This is a genomic window from Pantoea sp. GABEPS69 (genome assembly GCF_045780835.1).
GTDB lineage: Bacteria > Pseudomonadota > Gammaproteobacteria > Enterobacterales > Enterobacteriaceae > Pantoea > Pantoea septica.
Genome location: NZ_CP118618.1, coordinates 1,902,898 through 1,925,765 on the forward strand (window position 1 = coordinate 1,902,898; position 22,868 = coordinate 1,925,765).

Annotated in this window: 21 protein-coding genes; 11 read left to right on the forward strand and 10 right to left on the reverse strand. The window is 61.6% G+C overall.

Going from position 1 to position 22,868, the window contains the following annotated elements; genetic code table 11:
- Nucleotides 1-142: 142 nt before the first annotated feature.
- The 7 genes from arnB to arnF are packed head-to-tail and all read left to right on the forward strand — an operon-like array spanning nucleotide 143 to nucleotide 7,529.
- Complete coding sequence (arnB, locus tag PVE98_RS09390; protein WP_096073240.1) at nucleotides 143-1,282, forward strand: UDP-4-amino-4-deoxy-L-arabinose aminotransferase; 1,140 nt, start codon at nucleotides 143-145, stop codon at nucleotides 1,280-1,282.
- A 1-nt stretch (nucleotide 1,283) separates the two neighbouring features.
- A complete protein-coding gene (gene arnC, locus PVE98_RS09395; RefSeq protein WP_096073239.1) occupies nucleotides 1,284-2,270 on the forward strand; it encodes an undecaprenyl-phosphate 4-deoxy-4-formamido-L-arabinose transferase in 987 nt (328 codons plus the stop codon).
- Nucleotides 2,267-4,246 (forward strand): bifunctional UDP-4-amino-4-deoxy-L-arabinose formyltransferase/UDP-glucuronic acid oxidase ArnA, encoded by a 1,980-nt coding sequence (gene arnA / locus PVE98_RS09400; protein ID WP_096073238.1) that lies wholly within the window; start codon nucleotides 2,267-2,269, stop codon nucleotides 4,244-4,246. The genes arnC and arnA overlap by 4 nt, the downstream gene beginning before the upstream one ends.
- Nucleotides 4,243-5,127 carry a 4-deoxy-4-formamido-L-arabinose-phosphoundecaprenol deformylase gene (arnD, locus tag PVE98_RS09405; protein WP_313620122.1) on the forward strand — a complete coding sequence of 295 codons (885 nt, stop codon included), beginning with the start codon at nucleotides 4,243-4,245 and terminating at the stop codon, nucleotides 5,125-5,127. The genes arnA and arnD overlap by 4 nt, the downstream gene beginning before the upstream one ends.
- Before the next feature lie 34 nt (nucleotides 5,128-5,161).
- The gene (arnT, locus tag PVE98_RS09410; RefSeq protein ID WP_407568594.1) at nucleotides 5,162-6,823 is read left to right on the forward strand and encodes a lipid IV(A) 4-amino-4-deoxy-L-arabinosyltransferase; all 1,662 of its coding nucleotides are present in this window, start codon (nucleotides 5,162-5,164) and stop codon (nucleotides 6,821-6,823) included.
- Nucleotides 6,820-7,152, forward strand: a complete 333-nt coding sequence (gene arnE / locus PVE98_RS09415) for a 4-amino-4-deoxy-L-arabinose-phosphoundecaprenol flippase subunit ArnE (protein ID WP_096073235.1) — start codon at nucleotides 6,820-6,822, stop codon at nucleotides 7,150-7,152. The genes arnT and arnE overlap by 4 nt, the downstream gene beginning before the upstream one ends.
- Nucleotides 7,149-7,529, forward strand: a complete 381-nt coding sequence (gene arnF / locus PVE98_RS09420; protein WP_187143636.1) for a 4-amino-4-deoxy-L-arabinose-phosphoundecaprenol flippase subunit ArnF — start codon at nucleotides 7,149-7,151, stop codon at nucleotides 7,527-7,529. The genes arnE and arnF overlap by 4 nt, the downstream gene beginning before the upstream one ends.
- Here the strand turns inward: arnF and PVE98_RS09425 are convergent.
- From PVE98_RS09425 to PVE98_RS09450, 6 genes are all read right to left on the reverse strand, one after another.
- Nucleotides 7,524-9,011 (reverse strand): sensor domain-containing diguanylate cyclase, encoded by a 1,488-nt coding sequence (locus tag PVE98_RS09425; protein WP_096073234.1) that lies wholly within the window; start codon nucleotides 9,009-9,011, stop codon nucleotides 7,524-7,526. The genes arnF and PVE98_RS09425 overlap by 6 nt on opposite strands.
- Nucleotides 9,012-9,217: 206 nt before the next feature.
- Nucleotides 9,218-10,714 carry a histidine ammonia-lyase gene (gene hutH / locus PVE98_RS09430; protein ID WP_096073233.1) on the reverse strand — a complete coding sequence of 499 codons (1,497 nt, stop codon included), beginning with the start codon at nucleotides 10,712-10,714 and terminating at the stop codon, nucleotides 9,218-9,220.
- Complete coding sequence (locus PVE98_RS09435; protein WP_333620693.1) at nucleotides 10,711-11,505, reverse strand: ATP-binding cassette domain-containing protein; 795 nt, start codon at nucleotides 11,503-11,505, stop codon at nucleotides 10,711-10,713. The genes hutH and PVE98_RS09435 overlap by 4 nt, the downstream gene beginning before the upstream one ends.
- A gap of 1 nt (nucleotide 11,506) precedes the next feature.
- Complete coding sequence (locus PVE98_RS09440; protein WP_096073231.1) at nucleotides 11,507-12,235, reverse strand: ABC transporter permease; 729 nt, start codon at nucleotides 12,233-12,235, stop codon at nucleotides 11,507-11,509.
- Nucleotides 12,236-12,246: 11 nt separating this feature from the next.
- Nucleotides 12,247-12,966 (reverse strand): ABC transporter permease, encoded by a 720-nt coding sequence (locus PVE98_RS09445; protein ID WP_407568586.1) that lies wholly within the window; start codon nucleotides 12,964-12,966, stop codon nucleotides 12,247-12,249.
- 12 nt (nucleotides 12,967-12,978) lie between these two features.
- A complete protein-coding gene (locus PVE98_RS09450) occupies nucleotides 12,979-13,830 on the reverse strand; it encodes a transporter substrate-binding domain-containing protein (RefSeq protein WP_096073229.1) in 852 nt (283 codons plus the stop codon).
- Between the two features lie 849 nt (nucleotides 13,831-14,679).
- Between PVE98_RS09450 and PVE98_RS09455 the strand changes: the two genes are divergently transcribed.
- Complete coding sequence (locus PVE98_RS09455) at nucleotides 14,680-15,864, forward strand: MFS transporter (protein ID WP_096073228.1); 1,185 nt, start codon at nucleotides 14,680-14,682, stop codon at nucleotides 15,862-15,864.
- 55 nt (nucleotides 15,865-15,919) lie between these two features.
- Here the strand turns inward: PVE98_RS09455 and PVE98_RS09460 are convergent, their stop codons facing one another.
- Nucleotides 15,920-16,774 carry an alpha/beta fold hydrolase gene (locus PVE98_RS09460; RefSeq protein ID WP_096073227.1) on the reverse strand — a complete coding sequence of 285 codons (855 nt, stop codon included), beginning with the start codon at nucleotides 16,772-16,774 and terminating at the stop codon, nucleotides 15,920-15,922.
- Between the two features lie 81 nt (nucleotides 16,775-16,855).
- On the opposite strand from PVE98_RS09460, the gene PVE98_RS09465 reads away from it, so the two are divergent.
- Entirely contained in the window at nucleotides 16,856-17,251 is a 396-nt protein-coding gene (locus tag PVE98_RS09465) for a VOC family protein (protein ID WP_096073226.1), read from the forward strand.
- A 51-nt stretch (nucleotides 17,252-17,302) separates the two neighbouring features.
- Nucleotides 17,303-17,773 (forward strand): GNAT family N-acetyltransferase, encoded by a 471-nt coding sequence (locus PVE98_RS09470; protein WP_096073225.1) that lies wholly within the window; start codon nucleotides 17,303-17,305, stop codon nucleotides 17,771-17,773.
- Nucleotides 17,774-17,852: 79 nt separating this feature from the next.
- Here the strand turns inward: PVE98_RS09470 and PVE98_RS09475 are convergent, their stop codons facing one another.
- Nucleotides 17,853-18,941, reverse strand: a complete 1,089-nt coding sequence (locus PVE98_RS09475; protein WP_096073224.1) for an NADH:flavin oxidoreductase — start codon at nucleotides 18,939-18,941, stop codon at nucleotides 17,853-17,855.
- Between the two features lie 105 nt (nucleotides 18,942-19,046).
- Here PVE98_RS09475 and PVE98_RS09480 point away from each other — a divergent pair, with 105 nt between their 5' ends.
- Nucleotides 19,047-19,955, forward strand: coding sequence for a LysR family transcriptional regulator (locus PVE98_RS09480; protein WP_096073223.1), 909 nt, complete (start codon nucleotides 19,047-19,049; stop codon nucleotides 19,953-19,955).
- A gap of 295 nt (nucleotides 19,956-20,250) precedes the next feature.
- On the opposite strand, the gene sapB is transcribed toward PVE98_RS09480, so the two are convergent.
- Nucleotides 20,251-21,216 (reverse strand): putrescine export ABC transporter permease SapB, encoded by a 966-nt coding sequence (gene sapB / locus PVE98_RS09485; protein ID WP_033746932.1) that lies wholly within the window; start codon nucleotides 21,214-21,216, stop codon nucleotides 20,251-20,253.
- Complete coding sequence (sapA, locus tag PVE98_RS09490) at nucleotides 21,217-22,839, reverse strand: ABC transporter substrate-binding protein SapA (RefSeq protein ID WP_096073222.1); 1,623 nt, start codon at nucleotides 22,837-22,839, stop codon at nucleotides 21,217-21,219.
- Between the last annotated feature and the right edge of the window lie 29 nt (nucleotides 22,840-22,868).

Consider the following 22,868-nt stretch of genomic DNA (forward strand, 5'->3'; position numbering starts at 1 on the left):
AACCCCGTCATGAAGCATGAGCTGGCGAGATTCACCAAACTTACGTCAAAAGGAAACAATTCCTTCATGTTTGTAAGATTTATTTCTTCAGGCGGCGCTTAGGCATTTATTTATTTCGAACATCTGAAACGGATGGGATTTTATTATGTCATTTCTCCCTTTTTCGCGGCCTTCGTTGGGTGAAGAGGAGCTGGCGGCGGTCAAAGCGGTGTTTGAATCCGGATGGATTACCACCGGTCCGCAAAATGTGGCGCTGGAACAGGCTTTTTGTCAGCTCACCGGCAATCAGCACGCCATCGCCGTCAGCTCGGCCACAGCGGGAATGCATGTCACGCTGCTGGCGCTCGGTATTCAGCCTGGCGATGAGGTGATAACGCCGTCGCTGACCTGGGTCTCTACCCTTAATATGATTACGCTGCTGGGCGCGACGCCGGTAATGATTGACGTCGATCGCGATACGCTGATGGTGACGCCCGAACAGATTGAGGCCGCCATCACGCCGCGCACCCGCGCCATCATTCCGGTGCACTACGCCGGCGCGCCGGCGGATGTGGACGCGATCCGCGCCCTGGGCGCGCGCTATGGCATTCCGGTCATCGAAGATGCCGCACACGCGGCGGGCTGCTATTACCAGGGACGCCATATCGGCAGCGCGGGCACCGCGATTTTCTCATTTCACGCCATTAAAAATATGACCTGCGCCGAAGGTGGGCTGATTGTCACCGATGACGCGCAGCTGGCGGATCGCATGCGCAGCCTGAAGTTTCACGGGCTGGGCGTCGACGCCTGGGATCGCCAGACACACGGGCGCAAGCCGCAGGCGGAAGTAGTGATGCCCGGCTTCAAGTACAACCTGCCCGATATCAGCGCGGCCATTGCGCTAACGCAGCTGAAAAAGCTCGCCGATTTCAATGCGCGCCGCGCCGCCATCGCCCAGCGCTATCTGCGCGAACTGGCCGACACGCCGTTTCTGCCGCTGGCGCAGCCGGCCTGGCCGCATCAGCACGCCTGGCATCTGTTTATCATTCGCATCGACGAAGCTGCCTGCGGCATCAGCCGCGATGCGCTGATGGAGGCGCTGAAGGCGCGGGATATCGGCACCGGCCTGCATTTCCGCGCCGCGCACACCCATAAATATTACCGCGAACGCTATCCGCAGCTCTCGCTGCCCAACACCGAATGGAACAGCGAGCGCATCTGCTCTCTGCCGCTGTTTCCGGATATGCGCGATGAAGACGTCGCCCGCGTTGTCAGCACGTTGCGTCAGCTGGCAGGAGTCTGAGATGCAGGAAGAAAAAGCGATTCGCAAAGTGTCCGTGGTGATCCCGGTCTACAACGAAGAAGAGAGCCTGGCGGAGCTGGTGCGCCGCACCGACGCCGCCTGCGCCACGCTGGGGCTGGAGTATGAAATTCTGCTGGTGGACGACGGCAGCGCTGACCGCTCCGCCCAGATGATCGACGATGCCGCCGACATGCCCGGCAGCCATGTGGTCGGCGTGTTGCTGAACCGCAACTACGGCCAGCACTCGGCGATTATGGCCGGTTTCAGCCATGTCTCCGGCGATCTGATCATTACCCTGGACGCCGATCTGCAAAACCCGCCGGAGGAGATCCCGAACCTGGTGCGCGCCGCGCAACAGGGCTATGACGTGGTCGGCACCGTGCGCCAGAACCGTCAGGACAGCTGGTTTCGCCGCCGCGCCTCACGCGCCATCAACCACCTGATCCAGCGCGTCACCGGAAAAGCGATGGGGGATTACGGCTGCATGCTGCGCGCCTATCGCCGCCATATCGTTGATGCGATGCTGAACTGTCATGAGCGCAGCACCTTTATCCCCATCCTCGCCAACACCTTCGCGCGCCGCACCATCGAACTGCCGGTGACCCACGCCGAGCGCGAATTCGGCGACTCCAAATACAGCTTTATGAAGCTGATTAACCTGATGTACGACCTGGTGACCTGCCTGACCACCACGCCGCTGCGTCTGCTGAGCATCGTCGGCAGCCTGATCGCGCTGGCCGGTTTCGCTTTCTCGCTGGTGTTGATCGTGCTGCGCCTGTTTCTCGGCGCCAACTGGGCGGGCGACGGCGTCTTTGTGCTGTTCGCCATCCTGTTTATCTTTGTCGGCGCGCAGTTTATCGGCATGGGGCTGCTCGGTGAATATATCGGGCGCATCTACAACGACGTGCGCGCGCGGCCTCGCTACTTTATCCAGCGTGTTATCCACCCCCAGCAAAAAGCCACTTCTGTACAGGAATCTGAGCAATGAAAACCATCGTCTTCGCCTACGCCGAAATGGGCTGTGCGGGCATCAGCGCGCTACTGAACGCCGGGTATGAAATCAGCGCCATCTTCACCCATGCCGACACCTCGCCGGAAAGCCACGCCTTTCCCTCCGTGGCGCGCCTCGCGGCGGAGCAGGGCATTCCGGTTTACGCGCCGGAAGACGCCAGCCATCCGCTGTGGGTCGACCGCATTAAAGCGATGCAGCCGGACTTTATCTTCTCGTTCTACTACCGCGCGCTGCTGAGCGACAGCATTCTCCGCACCGCCCGCCTGGGCGCCTTTAACCTGCACGGCTCGCTGCTGCCGAAATATCGCGGCCGCGCGCCGCTCAACTGGGTGCTGGTCAACGGCGAAACGGAAACCGGCGTAACGCTGCACCACATGGTGAAGCGCGCCGACGCGGGGGATATCGTGGCGCAGCAGCGCGTGGCGATCGATGCGCAGGACAACGCCCTGACGCTGCACCGCAAGCTGGTCGCCTGCGCCACCGAACTGCTGGAAGGGGCGCTGCCGGCGATGAAGCGCGGGGATATCGCCGCGCGGCCGCAGAACCACTGCGACGCGACCCTGGTCGGCCGCCGCACGCCGGACGACGGACGCATCAACTGGGCGTGGCCGGCGCAGCGGGTGAACAACCTGGTGCGCGCCGTCACCGATCCCTGGCCAGGGGCCTTCGCCTTTGCCGGCACGCTGAAATTCGTGGTGTGGAAAGGGCGCGTGCACGCAGACGCGCCGCCGGCGAAGCCTGGCACGGTGCTGTCGGTCGATCCTTTTCTGATCGCCTGCGGCGACGGCGCGCTGGAGGTGCTGACCGGTCAGAGCGACAACGGCGTCTATATGAACGGCAGCCAGCTGGCGCAAAGCCTGGGCATGGTGCCGGGCGCGCTGCTCTATTCGCAGCCGGTTGCCGCGGTGAAGCGTCGCACCCGCGTGTTGATCCTCGGCGTCAACGGCTTTATCGGCAACCACCTGACAGAACGTCTGCTGCAGGATGACAACTTCGAGGTTTACGGGCTCGATATCGGCTCTGACGCCATCAGCCGTTTTCTCGATCAGCCGCGTTTCCACTTTGTCGAAGGCGATATCAGCATTCACTCCGAATGGATTGAGTACCACATCAAAAAGTGTGACGTGGTGCTGCCGCTGGTGGCGATCGCCACGCCGATTGAGTACACCCGCAACCCGCTGCGCGTGTTCGAGCTCGACTTCGAAGAGAACCTGAAGATTATTCGCGACTGTGTGAAGTACAAAAAGCGCATCATCTTTCCGTCCACCTCCGAAGTCTACGGCATGTGTACCGACAACCACTTCGACGAGGATCACTCCAACCTGGTGGTCGGCCCGATCAACAAGCAGCGCTGGATCTACTCGGTGTCGAAACAGCTGCTGGACCGCGTCATCTGGGCCTACGGCGAAAAAGAGGGGCTGCGCTTTACGCTGTTCCGTCCGTTTAACTGGATGGGGCCGCGTCTCGATAACCTGAACGCCGCCCGTATCGGCAGCTCGCGCGCCATTACCCAGCTGATCCTCAACCTGGTGGAAGGCTCGCCGATCAAGCTGATCGACGGCGGCGCGCAGAAGCGCTGCTTTACCGATATTCGCGACGGCATCGAAGCGCTGTTCCGCATTATTGAAAACAAAAACGGCAACTGCGACGGCCAGATCGTCAACATCGGCAATCCAGACAACGAAGCCAGCATCAAAGAGCTGGCGGAGCATCTGCTGGCGAGCTTCGAGCGCCATGCGCTGCGCGACCGCTTTCCGCCGTTCGCCGGTTTCCGCGAAGTGGAAAGCAGCAGCTACTATGGCAAGGGCTATCAGGATGTCGAGCACCGCAAGCCCTCGATCAAAAACGCGCGTCGTCTGCTGAACTGGACGCCGACGGTGGAGATGGACACCACCATCGATAACACGCTCGACTTCTTCCTGCGCACCGTCGAGCTGCAGGAGAAGCCATGAAGAAAGTCGGGCTGCGCGTCGACGTCGACACCTGGCGGGGCACGAAGCTAGGCGTGCCGGCGCTGCTGGAGCAGTTCAGCCTGCATCAGCTGCAGGCGAGCTTCTTTTTCAGCGTCGGGCCGGACAACATGGGACGCCACCTGTGGCGTCTGATGAAGCCGCGTTTCTTATGGAAGATGCTGCGCTCGCGCGCGGCGTCGCTCTACGGCTGGGACATCCTGCTTGCCGGCACCGCCTGGCCGGGACGGGATATCGGGCGCGGGCTGGCTGACATTATGCGCGCGGCGGCGGAGCACCATGAAATCGGCCTGCACGCCTGGGATCACTTCGCCTGGCAAACCTGGGCGGGCGTCTGGCCGCAGGAAAAGCTGAATCAGCAGATCGCGCGCGGCAAAATGGCGCTGGAGGCGATAATCGGTGACGTTGTCACCTGTTCCGCCGTGGCGGGCTGGCGCGCCGATACGCGCGTGATCGCCGCTAAAGAGGCGTTCGGCTTTCGCTACAACAGCGACTGCCGCGGCAGCGGGCCTTTTATCCCGCTGCTGGCTGACGGCCGTCCGGCGACGGTGCAAATCCCGGTGACCCTGCCCACCTGGGACGAAGTGGTCGGCCAGCAGGTGAGCGCGGCGGCGTTCAACGACTACATCCTCGAGCAGATAGCGGCCGCCGTCGGCTCGCCGGTTTACACCATTCATGCCGAGGTCGAGGGCATCGTGGGTCTGCCCGCCTTCCGCGAGCTGCTGACGCGCGCGGAACGGATGGGCATTCGCTTTTGTCCGCTCAGCGAGCTGCTGCCTGAAGATCTGGCGACGCTGCCGCAGGGCAAAGTGGTACGCGGCGAGATCGCCGGGCGCGAAGGCTGGCTGGGCTGCCAGCGTTAACTCAAGACAGGACGCTTCTCTTATGTGGACACCGATGCGCGCAGGGACGAAAACGGCGCTGCTGCTGGCGCTTTTCGCCCTCTATTACCTGATTCCAGTTGAGTTCCGCAGCCTGTGGCAGCCGGATGAGACCCGCTACGCCGAGATCAGCCGCGAAATGGTGGCGGGCGGCAGCTGGGTGGTGCCGCACTTTTTCGGCCTGCGCTACTTTGAAAAACCGATCGCCGGCTACTGGGTCAACAACATCGGCCAGCTGCTGTTCGGCCATACCCTGTTCGGCGTGCGCGCGGGCGCCATTTTCAGCACCGCGCTGAGCGCGCTGCTGCTCTACTGGCTCGGCGTGCGGATGTTCGCCAGCCGCGCCGTTGCGCTCAGCGGCAGCGTGATTTTTCTTACCTCGCTGCTGGTATACGGCATCGGCACCTACGCGGTGCTCGATCCCATTCTGCTGCTGTGGCTGGTGGCGGCGATGTGCAGCTACTGGCTGGCGGCCCAGGCGAGCGGCACGCGGCAGCGGCTGTGCGGCTATCTGCTGCTCGGCGTCGCCTGCGCCATGGGCTTTATGACCAAGGGCTTTCTGGCGCTGGCGGTGCCGGTGCTGGCGATCGCGCCCTGGGCCATCTGGCAGCGTCGCTTCGGCGAACTGCTGCGCTGGGGAATGCTGACCGTCGCGACAGCGGTGGTGATTAGCGCCCCCTGGGCGCTGGCGATCGCGCGGCAGGAGGGGGATTTCTGGCACTACTTCTTCTGGGTGGAGCATATCCAGCGTTTCGCCGACGCTGATGCCCAGCACAAAGCGCCGTTTTGGTACTACCTGCCGGTGGTGCTGGCGGGCTCGCTGCCCTGGCTGGCGCTGCTGCCCGGCGCGCTGGCCGCGGCGTGGCGGCAGCGCGGAAGGCATGCCGACGCCGCCTATCTGTTGAGCTGGGTGCTGCTGCCGCTGCTGTTTTTCAGCATCGCCAAAGGCAAGCTGCCAACCTATATCCTGCCGTGCTTCGCGCCGCTGGCGCTGCTGATGGCGCGCTACGCCCACAGCGGCGGCGCGCGACTCGGCAGGGTGTTCCGCATCAACGGCGGGATCAACCTGCTCTTCGGCCTGCTCGCCACCGCGGCGGTGGTCCTGTTTCTCGCGCCCTGGGGGCTGGCGCGTCATCCGCTCTACGCGCGCGACGAGGTGCTGCGCGCGGCGGCGGCGGCGGCGGCCTTTGCCGGCTGGGGCACCGCGGGCTGGCTGAGCCTGCGGCCGGGCAGCAACCGCTGGCAGCTGGCGGCGCTCTGTCCGCTGGCGCTGGCGCTGCTGGTGGGGTACGCCATTCCGCAGAAGGTGCGCGATTCGAAGCAGCCGCTGAGCTTCGTCAGCGCGGTGCGCGAACAGCTGGCGGGCAGCCGCTATCTGCTGGCCGATAATCCGGGCGTCGCCTCAGCGATCGCCTGGACGCTGCGCCGCAGCGACATCACCCTCTATGACGCCAAAGGCGAAGTGCAGTATGGCCTGAGCTATCCCGACGCTCAGGCGCGCTACGTCGATGGCGCGGCCTTCGCCGACTGGCTGCATGCGCATTGTCGCCACGGGCGCGTGTCGGTGGTCATCATGCTCAATTCGGGCGAGAAAGCGCCTGACGCGACCATGCCGACGCCGGACGAGAGATATCGGCAGGGGCGGCTGGTCTACTACGGCTACGACGAAAAACCATGAGCCTGCTGCTGATTGCGCTGGTGAGCCTGCTGAGCTGCCTCGCGCAGCTCTGCCAGAAGCAGGCGGCGACCCTCGGCGCGCGCCACGGTAAAAGCCGCCTGATGCTGTGGATTGGCTTAAGCCTGCTGCTGCTGAGCGTCGCGATGCTGCTCTGGCTATGGGTGCTGCGGCGGGTGCCGGTCAGCGTCGCCTATCCGATGCTCAGCATTAACTTTGTGCTGGTGGCGCTCGCCGCGCGGCTCATCTGGCAGGAAAGCTATACCCTGCGTCAGTGGCTCGGCACGCTGGCGATCGTGGCGGGCGTGGCGTTGATCGGGAGCCATCTGTGAAAGGCGTTATGCTGGGGATCGGTTCGGTGCTGCTGGTGACGCTGGCGCAGCTGACGCTGCGTCTCGCGATGCGCGATTTCCCGCCTGTCGAAGAGTGGCTGAATCTCGACTGGATGCGTCACGTCAGGACGCTGCTGCTCGCTGCCGGACTGGGCGCCTATGCGCTTTCTATGCTCTGCTGGATGCTGGCGCTGCGCCATCTGCCGCTCAACCGGCTCTATCCGCTGCTGAGTCTGAGCTACGTGCTGGTATGGCTGGCCGCGGTGCTGCTTCCGGCATTCGGCGAGCCGTTTCGCTGGAGCAGCCTGGCGGGCGTGCTGCTGATCGTGCTGGGCCTGCTGGCGATCACCGTACCGCCGCGCCGGAAAAAGCTATAACAGACAGATGCCGTCCGTTCCGGCAATGCAGTTGCGTCCCGCTTTTTTCGCTACATAGAGCGCCTCGTCGGCGGCGAGCTTGAGGGAATCAGGCGAGTCGCCGGGCGGCGAGGCGCTGATACCCGCGCTCAGAGTGACGATTTTATCCGGCAGATCGCTCGCCTCATGGGGCAGCGCCGCGCGGCGAATCGCCTCCAGCGCGCGGTGAGCGACATTCTCAGCGTCGCGGGCGTGGGTGCCCGGCAGAATAATGGCGAACTCTTCGCCGCCGTAGCGCGTCACCCGGTCGGTGCTGCGCAGCGGCAGGTGCTTGAGCACAGCCGCCACCTCCTGCAGGCAGCGGTCGCCGGCGATATGGCCATACTCATCGTTGTAGCGTTTGAAAAAGTCCACATCGAACATAATCAGCGAGACGGGCGAGGCGGTGCCCTGCAGGCTCTTCTCCAGATAAAAATCGAACTGCCGCCGGTTGCCCAGCCCGGTCAGGCCATCCAGCATCGCCAGATCGCTCAGCGTGCCGTTGAGGCGCGTCAGCTCATCCTGCGAGCGCATCAGCGCCTGCTGGCTGCGCTGGTTGGCGCGCAGCTGACGCAGCACCAGATAGCCGAACAGCAGCACCAGCAGCCAGGTGAAGATATTCACGCCGATGCCGGTGATATTGCTCTTCCACCAGGCGTGCCGGATCGCCCGGGTTTCATAGCCGACCGCCACCACCAGCGGATAGCGCTCCAGCCGGGCGTAGCCGAAAAGACGCTCCTTGCCGTCGAGGCGGCTGTGCCAGGTGGCGCTGCCGATGCGCGACTGGCGCAGCAGGCGGGTAAACAGCGGGCTGGAAGAGAGGCTGCGGTTGAGGACGCTATCGGGAAAAGGGCGGGCGTAAAGCAAGAGGCCGTCGGTGTTCATCAGCGCCAGCAGATCGCCCGGGCTCTGTTCATACCAGCCGTAAAACTGGCGGAAAAAAGCGACCTTGACCGAGCCGAGCGCTACGCCGCGGAAATTGCCCGCTGCATCGTTTAGCCGCAGAGAAACCGGGATCACCAGCTCATCGGCGCTGCGGCTGCGAATGACGTGGCCGATATGCGCGCCCGGATCGGCATGGTCGCGGTGCCAGATAAAGGACTCGCGGTCGGCGTTATTCATCTGCTTAAACTGCATGTCGCGCGAGGTAGCCAGCCAGTTGCCCTCTTTATCATAAACAAAGAGTCCGGCCAGCTGCGGCAGCGGCAGCGAGAGTCCGGCGAGAATGCCGTTTCTGCCGCTGTAAGCCTCAGGACGGTTAAACACCTCATCTCCCTGGCGGGCGATCTCATCCAGCGCAATATTGACCTGTAGAAAGGTGTCCTGCGCCTGGCGGGAGAGCGACAGCGACTGGTTGCGCGCCTGCACCGAGACATCCTGCAGCCGGTTCTGCCACGACTGCCAGAGCGCCCAGCTGCATGCCGTCACGATAAAAACGCTGATAAAAAGCAGAAACAGCAGCACAAAGCGCTCTGTTTTCCTGGAGCGGGGCAATGGCAAAGTCTCTCTCCGGTAAAACAACGGGTTATCTGTAAAAGGTAGCAGTAAAAAGCGGACCTGGCGGCGGGCGGAAGCGAGAGAGAGCTGGCGCGTCGGGAAGCGCAGCGGCAAAGCGGGCCGCGCCGCGGCGGGTTGATGCCCGCCGGGCGTAGAGAGCCCGCGACAAGGCGTTACGGCTGGGTAAAATCTGGCGTGCTTTTCAGTACCTTGACCGCCAGGGCGATATCGGGCGCCAGCCAGCGATCCTGCTGCCAGTTGGCCACCACCGCCCGCAGGCGGTGCAGCGCCCGCCGCGTGCCCGAGGCGAGCGCCGCGTCGCCGTGAAAATCGAGCGCCTGGGCGGCGAGCAGATACTCGATAGCCAGAATATGCCAGACATTTTCCAGCAGCTTCAGCAGCTTGAGCGCCGCACCGGTGCCCAGACTCAGGTGATCCTCCTGCAAGCCCGAGGTGACATAGTTATCCAGCACCGCTGGCTGCGCCAGCTGGCGATTCTCGGCGCAGAGCGACGCCGCCACATATTGTGCGATCATCATGCCGGAGTTAACGCCCGGCTGCGCCACCAGAAAGGGCGGCAGGCCGCTCACCAGCGGATTAACCAGCCGGTCGAGCCGCCGCTCGGCGATGCTGCCAATCTCCGCCATGGCGATCGCCAGCAGATCCGCCGCCATCGCCACCGACTCGCCGTGCGGGTTGGCCTGCGACACCACGCGCCAGCTCTCCGGCGTGCCGAGCACCAGCGGGTTGTCGGTGCAGGCGTTGAGCTCGGTCGCGATCTGGCGCGCGGCGTGCGCAAATTGATCGCGGCTGGCGCCGTGCACCTGCGGCATCGAACGCAGGCTGAGCGCGTCCTGCGTACGGACGCCGACGCTGGCCGCCAGCAGCGGACTGTCGCCCAGCAGCTGACGCAGCCGCTGGCCGCTGATCTGCATGCCGGGACTCGCCTTAAGCGCCAGCACCTCAGGGTCGAACGCCGCCAGCTGGCCGCGTAGCGCCTCGAAACTCATCGCGCCGGTGACGTCCGCCCAGTTCAGCAGGCGCGCGGCATCGTCCAGCGCCAGGCAGGCGAGACCGGTCATGCAGGGCGTACCGTTCACCAGGCTCAGCCCCTCTTTGGCGCCGGGACGCCAGGGCGTCAGGCCAGCCAGCGCGAGCGCCTGTGCGGCGGGCATAGGCTGATTTTGATACTCCACCTCGCCGACGCCGATCAGCGCCAGACCGATATGCGCCATATGGCTCAGGTAGCCGACCGAGCCCTGCGACGGCACCTGCGGCGTAATCTGATGATTCAGCAGCGCCAGCATATGCTGCACCAGCCCGACCGATACGCCCGATTTGCCGTGGCTGTAGTTGGCGATCGCCGCGCACAGAATGGCGCGCGCCTGCTCGCGCGTCAGCAGCGGGCCGACGCCGCAGGCGTGGCTCAGCAGGGTATTGCGCGACAGCTGGCTAAGCTGCTCGTCCGCCAGCGTGATATTGCACAACGCGCCGAGGCCGGTGTTGACGCCGTAGGCGATCTGCCCGCTGGCGACGATCTCATCGACAATGGCGCGCCCCTGGGCGATACGCTGCCAGGCGCTGGCGCTTAGACTTAACTCCGCATCGTGCCGCGCCACCGCGACCAGATCCTGCCACCGCAGCGGCCCGTCGCCCCAGACCAGGGTCATGACGGCTGCCCCGCGGCGTGGTGGCTGGAGATAAACTGCTTAAAGCGCTGCGAGCCCTGCTGGCCGAACATTGCCTCGGGTTCGCCCTGACAGTCGATGGTGCCCTGATGCATAAACACCACGCGGTTGGAGACGTTGCGCGCGAAGCCCATTTCGTGCGTCACCACCAGCATGGTGCGTCCCTCTTCGGCCAGGCTGCGCATCACCTTCAGCACTTCGCCCACCAGTTCGGGATCGAGCGCGGAGGTTGGCTCGTCGAACAGCATCACCTCGGGGTCCATCGCCAGCGCGCGGGCGATCGCCACGCGCTGCTGCTGACCGCCTGAGAGCTGCGCCGGATAGAAATCTTTGCGGTTGAGCAGGCCAACGCGATCCAGCAGCTGCTCCGCCTGGGCGATACAGCTTTTTTTATCGCGCTTCAGCACGTAGTGCGGTCCTTCAATGACGTTTTGCAGCACCGTCATGTGCGACCAGAGATTAAAGCTCTGAAACACCATGCCGAGACGGGAGCGCAGGCGCTCGATCTGCCGGGGATTGGCCGCCAGCTGATGGCCGCGCGCATGGCGCTTCATCTCGATGGTTTCGCCGCCGACGCTGACCACGCCGGCGTCGGGCGTCTCCAGCAGGTTAATGCAGCGCAGCAGGGTGCTTTTTCCCGAGCCGCTGGCGCCGAGAATCGAAATAACATCGCCTTTGTGCGCCTGCAGCGAAATGCCTTTCAGAACTTCCATGGCGCCGAAGGATTTATGAATATCCGTGGCGGACAGGGTAACGGGGGATGTGGAATGCATATTACTCTCCGACAAGCGGTTTAACGGCGGATAACGGCTTTTTTGCCGTGCGATGCACCGGGGTCAGACGACGCTCCAGCAGCGCGTAGAGCTGGACGATAATAAAATTCAGCAGCAGGTAGATCGCCGCGGCGCAGAGAAACACCTCCATAGTGCGGTAGGTGCGCTGGATGATTTGCTGCGCCACGCCCGTCACGTCCCAGACGGTCACGAGGCTGGCCAGCGCGGTGGATTTCACCAGCAGAATCGCCTCGGTGGAGTAGGCGGGCAGCGCATAGCGCAGCATCATCGGCGCGATAATGCGGCGCAGCAGCAGCCAGCGCGACATGCCGCAGGCGAGGCCGGCCTCGACCTGACCGGCGGGCACGGCGAGCAGCGCGCCGCGCAGGATCTCCGCCGTATAGGCTGCGGTACAGAGCGACAGCGCCAGCACCGCGCAAATAAAGGGCTCGCGCAGGAACGGCCAGACGATGCTGTGGCGGATCACGCCGAACTGCCCAAGCCCGTAGTAGATAAGGAAGAGCTGGATCATCAGCGGCGAGCCGCGAAACACCAGAATGTAGCCGCGCGCAAAGCCGCTCAGCAGACGCCAGCGGCTCATGCGCAGCGCCAGAATGCCGATCGCCAGCACGCCGCCGCACAGAAAGGCGCTGATAAACAGGCCGAGGGTCACCGGCAGGGCGGCGCTCAGCTTAAGAAAGGTGTCGGAGAGAAAGGCGAAATCAATCATGCTGCTGCTCCTTAATGCTGCGCCGCGGTGCGGCTCTGCCACGCGCGTCCGAGGCGCGACTCCGCCCGACGAAACGCCTGATTAGACAGCAGCGTCAGCACCAGATAGCAGGCGCCGCTGACCAGGTAAAAGGTGAAATAATCGCGGGTGGAACCGGCCGCGACCTGGCTGGCGCGCATCAGTTCGACGATGCCGGTCACCGAGACCAGCGCCGAATCCTTCAGGCTCATCTGCCAGACGTTTGACATGCCGGGCAGGGCGTAGCGCACCACCTGCGGCAGCAGAATGCGCTGCGCGATGCGCCAGCGCGGCATGCCGATCGCCACCGCCGCCTCCACTTCGCCTTTGGCCAGCGCCAGGCGCGCCGCGCGATAGACTTCGCCCTGATAGGAGCCGGAGATGAGCCCGATCGCCAGCGCGCCGATCAGGAACGGCGGCGCCTCGATAAAGCCGTCCGCGCCGAAGAGCTGGCCTACCAGCGTAATCAACCCGGAGCCGCCGAAATAGAACAGGTAGATCACCAGCAGTTCCGGAATGCCGCGAAACACCACCGAATAGCTCTCGCCCAGCCAGCGCAGCCAGCGCTGGGGAGAGAGCTTGGCGGCCGCCACGCCGGAGCCGACCACGGCGCCGATGATTAGCGCCGCCAGCGACAGCAGCAGCGTGGTGCAGGCGGCGCTCAGGATCAGTCGGCCCCAGCCCTCCGGGCCAAAACTCAGCAGGCTCATCATCTTTTACCTCTCTTACGGGGTGACGTCGGTTTTAAACCATTTTTCGCTCAGCTTTTTCACCGTGCCGTCGGCCAGCGCGGCATGAATCGCTTCGTCGAGTTTGGCTTTAAGATCGTTGTCGGCCATGCGCACGCCCATCGCTTCGCCTTCGCCCCAGATCGGACCGCCCAGCTGCGGACCGCTAAAGCTCAGGTTGGCGTTCTCTTTGCGCGCCAGCATCGACTGGGCGAAGGTGACATCATCGAACACCGCGTCGATGCGGCCCGATTGCAGATCGAGGATGGCGTCCGCCGACGAGGTGTATTCCCGCACCTCGGCGTCGCCTTTGAAGTATTTATCGATAAAGGGGGTATAAACGGTGCCGGAGGCGATGCCGATGGTTTTGCCTTTCAGCGCCGCTTTGAGCGGGGCGATCGCCGCGTTGATCGCGGCCTGGTCGTCGTGCAGCTTAATGATATGGCTATCGGCCGGCAGCAGCGGGTTATCTTTGCTGGTAATAAAGGTGGCGGGCGTAGAGGCGTACGGCGTGGTGAAGTTGACCACTTTTTTCCGATCTGGCGTAATCACGATCGCATCCATGATCACATCATATTTGCCGGCATTGAGTCCGGCGATCATGCCGTCCCAGTTCTGCACCACCAGCTTGCACTGAACGCCCATGCGCTTGCAGAGGTCTTCCATCAGTTCTGGTTCAAAGCCGCCCAGCTTGCCGCCCGGCAGCGTCAGGTTCCAGGGTTCATAGCTTCCTTCGGTCGCTATGGTAATCGATTTCCACTCTTTGGCCTGCGCGGCCGCGCCGCTCAACATCAGCGTGGCGAAAAGGGTGGCAAGGCAAAAAAGGCGAACGGGTGCGCGTTGCGTCATGCGGCTTCTCCTGGTGAGTATTAGATTCAGGCCATCTCATGGTGAAATCTGTGCAAATGACATTTCATGTATATACAAGTAAATCCGTTCTGATACATCGTTGATTTGCCCAGTTTGTGAGCATCACTTGATAAAATTTTGTTAAATGCAGAGCAGGATTAACTTGTACATACAAGTAGCAAAAGTTGTGCCAGCAAACGGGCAGGCGAAACCGGTAAAACAGGCGCAAAAGCAGAGGCCATACCGCGCTTCTGCACGGAAAAAGCGCATGGCTGCATGAAAAAAGTGCAAAAGAGGCGCGGCGGAAGTTAATGCGAGCCGCTTATTTATTTTCATCTTAAGGTCAGCTTAATCATAGAGATGAACCTTAAGTTTTCAGGCGTTATGAGGTGCGCGCTGTCGGCGTTACGCCGACTTAAGCCAGGCTGGCAGCAGAAAATGCTGACTTTTATCGATAGTTAAAACCTTTTCCAGCGATAGATTTTACTGATGTATCAATTTATTTCAGGATATTTAATAGTGTATTTACGATACAACTTTTACTCAGTAACTATGATGAGCAGCTTTTACTACCTTACTCTGGAATGCGATCCCTCTGGCTGTTTTGTTCTGCATACCAAAGCCTGTACACGGCTTCCCGACGTGGCGCTACGGGTATTTATCGGCACGTTTTATCATCCACGCGACGCGCTGCTGACCGCAAAAAACAGAAAGGTGAATACAAAACCCTGCCGCGAATGTCTGAAGGATATTTGCCGTTAAAGGCGGCGCTGGCCGCTACGCTAAAAAGAACCCAGCGTCAGCCAGTCTGTTGTTAAAGGCTACTGTAAAGGATGCTAAGGAACGGAAATGATTGCTCGCTTTGCCACTCTGAAACGCATACCCGGCGGCGTATGGATTATCGGCTTCGTCAGTCTGCTGATGGATATCTCCTCCGAGATGATCCACAGCCTGCTTCCGCTGTTTATGGCCACCGCGCTCGGCACGCCGGTAGTGATTATCGGTCTGATCGAGGGCATTGCCGAAGCGACCGCGCTATGCGTTAAGGTCTTCTCCGGCGCAATCAGCGACTACATCGGCAAACGCAAGGGGCTGGCCGTGGTGGGGTATGGCCTGGGCGCGCTCAGCAAACCGCTGTTCGCCCTGGCGTCGACCTCCGGCATGATTTTCAGCGCTCGCATGATCGATCGGCTGGGCAAAGGCATCCGCGGCGCGCCGCGCGATGCGCTGGTCGCCGATGTCACGCCACCTGAAATTCGCGGCGCCGCCTACGGTTTGCGTCAGGCGCTCGACACCACCGGCGCCTTTCTGGGGCCGCTGCTGGCGGTCGGGCTGATGCTGCTGTGGAACAACGATTTCCGGGCGATTTACTGGGTGGCCGTCATCCCGGCGTTTCTGGCGGTCGCTTTGCTCTTCTTCGGCTTAAAAGAGCCGCGCGCGCCGGTGACCGCGCCTCGCTCCAGCCCGGTTAAGAAAGAAAATCTTAAGCGGCTGGGCGCAGAGTGCTGGTGGGTGATCGGCCTGGGCGGGGTATTTACCCTGGCCAGATTCAGCGAGGCTTTTCTGGTTCTGCGGGCGCAGGAAGTGGGGATCGCGCTTGCGCTTATACCGCTGGTGATGGTGGCGATGAATGTGGTTTTCTCACTTACCGCTTATCCCTTTGGCCGACTCTCCGACAGCATGAGCCATCGCCGTCTGCTGCAGGCGGGACTGGTGGTGCTTATTCTGGCTGACGTGGTGCTGGCGCTCAGCCACAGCTGGGCTGGCATTATTGCGGGTGTGGCATTGTGGGGCGTGCATATGGGCATGACGCAGGGTCTGCTCAACGCCATGATCGCCCGCACCGCGCCTGCCGACCTGCGGGGCACGGCGTTTGGCTTCTTTAGCCTGCTGAGCGGCGTGGGCGTACTGCTCGCCAGCCTGGGCGCAGGGCTGCTGTGGGATCTCTGGGGCTCCGCGTCGACCTTTTTCGCCGGCGCGGCGATCTGCCTTTTCACTTTGCTGCTCACCCGTTTCGCGCCCGAACGCGCCTGAGGAGCGGATATCCCTCTGGCGCAGAGGCTGCTACCTGGTCAGAGCCGTCGCGCCGCTACTGAAAAAAGCGCAGCAGCGCGGCGCTCAGCTCTTCAGGCGCCTCTTCCGCCATATGATGACCGCTGTTAATCGCGTGGCCGCGCACATCCGGCGCCCAGCGCCGCCAGATGGCGAGGATATCGCCGTACAAATCTTCCAGATCATCCTGCTTCGACCATAAACATAAGGTTGGGCAGGTGATAAGACGTCCGGCCTGGCGATCCTGCGCCTCATGCTCTCTGTCTATCGACAAGCCCGCGCGATAGTCCTCAATCATCCCGTGCACGGTGGCGGGATCGTGAATGGCTTGCCGGAACGCCTGATACTCCTCATCTCCCATTGTTTTCGGCTGCGGACCGTACCATTCGTCTGGATCGGCCAGAATTGCGCGTTCAGGCTTTTCAGGCTGGGCAAAGAAAAACCAGTGATACCACTGACGCGCAAACCTCTCGTTACAGCGTTCCAGGGCTTCAAGGATCGGAACAGAATCGAGAAGCGCGAGGCGAGTGATGCTGTCGGGATAATCGAGCGCGGCGCGATAGGCCGTATAACTCCCTCTGTCATGGCCGACCAGCGCAAAGCGCGCAAAGCCAAGATGGCGCATCAGCTCAATGCAGTCTTTCGCTTTCGCTCTTTTGGCAGAGCCTGCGTGATGCGGCAAATCGGCAGGTTTTGACGAGCTGCCGAAGCCGCGCAGGTCTGGGCAGACCACGGTAAAAAACTTAGCCAACTGCGGCGCGACTTTTGACCAGGTGACATGGGTGCGGGGATGGCCATGCAGCAGCATGAGCGGCGGACCGCTTCCGCCATAGCGTACGTTGATTGTCGCGTCGGAAAGCGCTATTTCTGTATGAATAAATCCTTCAAACATATTTATTTTCCTGGCAGGTGGGTTGTACAGATTATAGTCACGAGCGGCAGCGATCCATCTGGAGCATAAAGAGAGGCGGCAATGGAATTTCAGCATATGCGTATCGCCAGGCCGGTGAGCCTGCTGAGCAAAAGCGGTGAGATGTACGTCAGCGGGCTGGATCTGCAGATCATCGGCGAATTTCGCGATCACGATGGATTTAGCGGCTGTATGTTAGGGCGCGACGATTTGCCCTGGCATCTTGAATTTACGCAGTGTCATTTTCATCCGGTCATGCCGTCTCCGTCTGCCGAAGATCTGCTGGTGCTCTACGTGCCTGACCAGGATAGTTGGCAGATACGCTGCGCGAAGATGGATCAGGCTGGCTTTGTCAGGGTGAAATCGTTCAATCCCTACTGGGACAGAAGAGGCGTGACATTCCAGGATGTCGATGGCTATCGCGTTGTGATTCAGCAGATGCGCTGGGGCGAGCGCTGATGCGCCACTGCCGAGATAATCAACCGACAGAGAAAAGAATAAGGAAAAGCGATGAGGGTGAGACGCGCGCGACCTGACGAAGCGGAACAATGCTGGCTTGTCAGAAATTTGGCTATCCGCGACGGGTGCCGCAACAGCTATAAGCCCGAGATCCTTCAGGCCTGGACGCCAGATGGGATGCCTGAAAGTTATCTCGAGGTAATCAGAGCGAACCCCTTCTTCGTGATTGAAGGGCCGGATAGCCGCCCGGTGGCAACGGGTTTTCTCGACCTCTCTTCCGGCAGTGTCGAGGCAATTTTTACCTTGCCCGAACACGCTGGAAAAGGGTTAGCTGGCAAGATTATCGAGGCGATAAAAGGCGAGGCGCGCCAGCGAGGGTTTACCCGACTCACTCTCGCCTCGACCCCTAATGCGCAAACCTTCTATGAGCGGCACGGCTTTAGCTTTGTGCAGGAAAATATCTATCATTCCAGGCTCGCCCAGGCTGAACTGCGCTGCATCGATATGGCGATCGCGCTTTAAGCTCGATCGCGTCGCACTGGCAAGCCGCGCTTCACCGCCGGGCTCGCTTCATGACAACGGCCCGGCATGCTGGCGAAAATTAGATTTCGTCTGGTTTGATATTCGCCACCGGCGATAGCACGTTTTCCGGCAGGGCGCGCAGCGGCGCCTTCTGCGCGACGCGCGTCGGCCAGTCGTGGTTGGCCAGCGCCGCCTTGCCGATCGCCACAAAGTCGGCGCCTTGTTCAAGCTGCTCTTCAGCCAGGTCGCCGGTATCCAGGCCGCCGTTAACAATAAGTACGGTATCCGGCGCCGCCTCGCGGGCGATAGCGGCAAAAGTCTGTTCGCCGTCGCTAAAGGCGGGTTGCCACGCCTGATATTCCGTCACGTGAATATAATCCACGCCCGCGGCCTGCAGCAGTGCGAACACTTTCGCGGCGCCCGCTTTGCCTTCTTTCCATTTGTGATGGAAATCGTTGACCTTGCCCTGCGAGATGCGTACGCCCAGGATGGCATCAGGACCGATTTGCGCCCGCACCGCCTTGATTACCGCCAGCGTCAGGCCCAGGCGCGCTTCGATATCGCCGCCCCAGCGGTCGGTGCGCTGATTGGTATCGTCGGTCAGGAACTGATCGAGCAGATAGCCATTGGCGGAGTGGATCTCCACGCCGTCAAAACCCGCCGCGTTAACCGCGCGCGCTGCGCTGGCGGCAAAGGCGCTAATCGCCTGCTGGATTTGCTCCTCGCTCATCGCCTCCGGCAGCGCATAGTCGCCCTGACCGTGGTAAAAGCCGAGCTGCTGGCCGACCGGCTGCACAGCCGAAGGGGCAACGGTAGAGCGGCGATAGATATTGGCCTGCGAAAGCGCGCCGCCGTGGATAAGCTGCGCGATAAACACGGCGCCCTGGCTTTTCACGGCGTCGACCACCTTGCGCCAGCCCTCGACTTGCTCGTTGGTCACGATGCCAGGCTGAAACGCATAGGTCTGCGACCAGGCCTGGTCGACATAGAGTCCCTCTGAAATCACGCCGCCGAAACCGCCGCGCGCAAAGCTGGCGTAGTAGCGCTGCATTGTCTCGCCCGGCACGCCGGTTTCCGAAGCGGAGATGCGGGTCATCGGCGCCACCATGGCGCGGTTGTTAAAGGGGGTGGCGTTGATAACGCCGGCCGTAAAAAGTTTTTTAGCCATATCGGCAGGATCTCCTGAGTAATTATCTACTGAAGCTATTGTAATGCAGCGGCCAGCGGCGAATAATCGCCAAAATCGACAAGCTGTATAACGGATAACGTTACAATGGATTTAAAAAACGTTGAGATTTTCTGCAGCATCGCCGACACCGGCAACTTTACCGAGACGGCCAGACGGGTTAACGCAACGGCCATGACCATTTCGCGACGGTTAGCGCAGCTGGAGAGCGAGCTGGGCGTGCGTCTGTTTCAGCGCACCACCCGCGCGGTATCGTTAACCAGCGAAGGCGAAGAATTTCTGCCCTATGCGCGCCTGATGCTGGAGGCAGGGGAAACCGCCAAAAGCCTGTTTAATTCAGCATCGCAGGGCGCCAGCGGGCTGCTGCGCGTGACGGCGGCGTCGGAATTCGGCAAGCGCCATCTGCTGCCGCTGCTGCCTGCGCTGATGGAGGCGAACCCTGCGCTGCGGGTCGATCTCAACCTGAGCGACAGCGTGGTCGATATCGTCGGGCAGGGCTATGACATGGCGCTGCGGCTGGCGCCGCTGAAGGATTCAACGCTGATCGCCCACCGGCTCGCCGATAATCCACGCATACTCTGCGCCGCGCCCGGCTATCTGGCGCGCTATGGCCAGCCGACCAGCCTCAGCGATCTGCAGCAGCATCGCTGCCTGAAAATTTCCGGGGTGGCGCACTGGATGTTCGAGCAGCACGGACAGGTGGTGAACTGCCCGATCGCCGCGCGCTTCAGCTGCAGCAGCGTCGAGGGCGTGCGGGAGATGTGCGTTGCCGGGATCGGCATTGCGCAGCTGACCTTTCTCGATGTTCGCGACGAGCTGTGCCGGGGAGAGCTGGTGGAGATTGCGCTGTCAGACGCCAGTCGACACGCGCTGGCGGTCTGGGCGCTGCTGCCGACCCGACAGTACATGCCTTATCGCACGACGCTGCTGCTGAAGTCGCTAAAAGCGGCCTTGCAGGAATTTGATGCCGGGCAAAACGGTGAAAATCCGCTTTAACGCCCGCCGGAAAGGTGACATGAGGCCGTGCGATAAAGGCTCGCTTTTCCCGCCTGAGGCAGTGCATCAGCGCCTGCTTTATTTATCAGCGGCAGTAAGAAAACCGTTATTAATGAAACGGTACGTCAGCAGGGCACTGAGATTGTCAGCGGCGGCAGCGCTAATTGACTGAATGAGCGATGCCGGCTTATGCCGGAATCGCTGCTTTTGATGCGCCCATATATAAACAATCGGCTTTATAACCTAGACCTCGTGTGGATCAGCCTGAAAGAGACGCACCGCCATCCCACATTCCCTACCGCAATGCATACCACTCTTTATGCTTCAGCGGATTCATCGCCGCGCCAATAATATCGGAAACCACGTTCACCAGAATCACCAGACCGCCAACCACCATCACGCCGGCGGAAATCGCCGCATAATCCTGTTGCCGAATCGCATTTATTAGCCACCGGCCCAGACCAGGCCAGTTGAACACCATCTCGGTGATCATCGCCAGCGTCAGCATGGTGGAAAACTGCAGGCCCAGACGCGGGATCACCGGCGGCAGCGCATTATGCAGCACATGGCGGCGGATCACGGTAAAACGCGACAGCCCGCGCGTGGCGGCCGCCTTTACGTAGTTCTTATCCATCACCTCGCTGGTGCTGGCGCGCAGCAGGCGGATTACTTCGGTAGCGGGAGCGACCGCCAGCACAATCACCGGCAGGATCATATGCGTCATTACGCTGACCAGCATCTCATGACGCCACGGCGACGGGCTCAGCCAGGCGTCCACCAGCGCAAGACCGGTAATATTTTGCACCGGATATAGCAGGTCAAAACGGCCAGACACCGGCAGCCAGCCGAGCGTCAGGGAGAAGAACAGCGTAAACAGTAGCGCCAGCCAGAATACCGGCATCGAGAAGCCGAGCAGCGCCAGCGCGCTAATCACTTTATCCTGCCACTTATTACGCGTCACGCCGGCGCAGATGCCGAGCGGAATCCCGGTCAGCAGCGCCAGCACAAACGCCAGCACGCACAGCTCCAGCGTGGCGGGAAACACTTCGCGCAGCTGCAGGCCAATCTCCTGGCCATTGGTGCTGGAGACGCCGAAATCAAACTGCAGCATGCCGCTGAACCAGAACCACCATGCATCGAACAGCGAAGCGCCTTCCAGCGGCGCGTTGGGCGTGAAGTAGCTCAGGCTAAAGCCCACCAGCGACAGCAGAAACAGAGTAATCACCAGCAATAACAGGCGACGCAACATATAGATGATCACTTACGGCTCCTCGCGCTCATCACGGTAGACTCCGGCAAAAGAGGCGTTGCCGAACGGACTTAACACCAGGCCTTTAATATCGTGGCGGTAGGCCTGCAACCGCAGCGAAGAGGCGAGCGGCAGCACCGGCAGATCGCGTGCCAGCATCTGCTGCGCCAGGTGATAGTTCTCAATACGGCCCGCCAGCTGCTGCGACAGCAGCGCCTTCTGCAGGGCTTCATCGAAGCCGGGCGAGCACCAGTGCGCATAGTTGGTCTGCGAGCGAATTGCCGCGCAGCTCAGCAGCGGGCGGAAAAAACTGTCGGGATCGTTACTGTCGGTCGCCCAGCCGGTGAGGGTGAGATCGTGATTCATCGCCATCAGCTGCGCTTCCTGAAAGCGGCCCTCTACCGGTGCGATGCTCACCTTGACGCCTACCTGCGCCAGATCGGCCTGCAGCAGCTCCGCCGTTTTCAGCGGGCTGGGGTTCCAAGCCTGCGAGGCGGAGGGTACCACCAGGCGCAGATGGAGATCGGTAATGCCCAGCGACGCCAGCATCTCGCGCGCTTTTTTCGGGTCATACTCGGTGACGCGCGCTTCGCTATCGTAAGCCCATGATGCGCGCGGCAGCACCGAGGCGGCGGTTTCCGCCGTACCGTAGTAGATCGATTCCATCAAGCGTTCGTTATTGATCGCCAGCGCCAGCGCGTGGCGCACTTCCGGACGGTCCAGCGGCGCTTTGCGGGTGTTGAACGCCAGATAGGCGATGTTCATGCCGGGGCGCAGCGTCATGCGCAGGCGAGGATCGTCGCGCAGGATAGAGATCTGACTGGCGGCGGGATAGGCGAGCACGTCGCACTCTCCCGTCAGCAGCTTTGACAGGCGGCCCGTTCCGCCTGCGCCCATATCGATCACCGCCTGCTGCAGGCGCGGCACGCCTTTCCAGTAGGCGGGATTACGCGCCAGCCGAATATACTGTCCGGCGCGATATTCGCTGAGCTGGTAAGGACCCGTACCCACTGGCTGGCGATCGAGCTCTTCCTGGCGGCCGCTGCGGGTCAGCTGATCGGCATATTCCGCCGACAGCACCGGCGCGTAGTGGGTCGCCAGATGCCAGAGAAACGAGGCGTCCGGGCTGTTGAGCCGGATTTCAACTGTATTACCATCGAGCTTTTTAACGCTCTGCACCGAATCGGCGAACTGCAGGCTGTCGAAATAGGGGTAATTGCCGCCATTAACGTTGTGCCACGGATGGTGGCGATCGAACATGCGGGCAAAGCTGAATACCACGTCGTCGGCGTTCATTGCGCGCGTCGGCGTAAACCAGGAAGTGCGTTGAAAAGAAACCTTGCTACGCAGGTGGAAGCGGTAGGTCGCGCCGTTATCGCGCACTTCCCAGGAGGAGGCCAGATCGGGCACCAGGCGATAGGTATAGGGATCGACATCCAGCAAACGATCGTAAAGCTGCGCGGCGAGGGTATCGACGGCAAGGCCGCTGCTCGCCATCTGCGGATTGAAGGTATTCAGCGTGCCGTTGACGCAGTAGACGAAGCCGCTGTGGCGAATATCACGACTCTCAGCCGACCAGGCAGACGCGCTGAATAGGCTGAGAATAAGCATCAGCGACGGGATTAATTTTGACATAGAACTCAACGGTGTTCGGGCAATAGGCT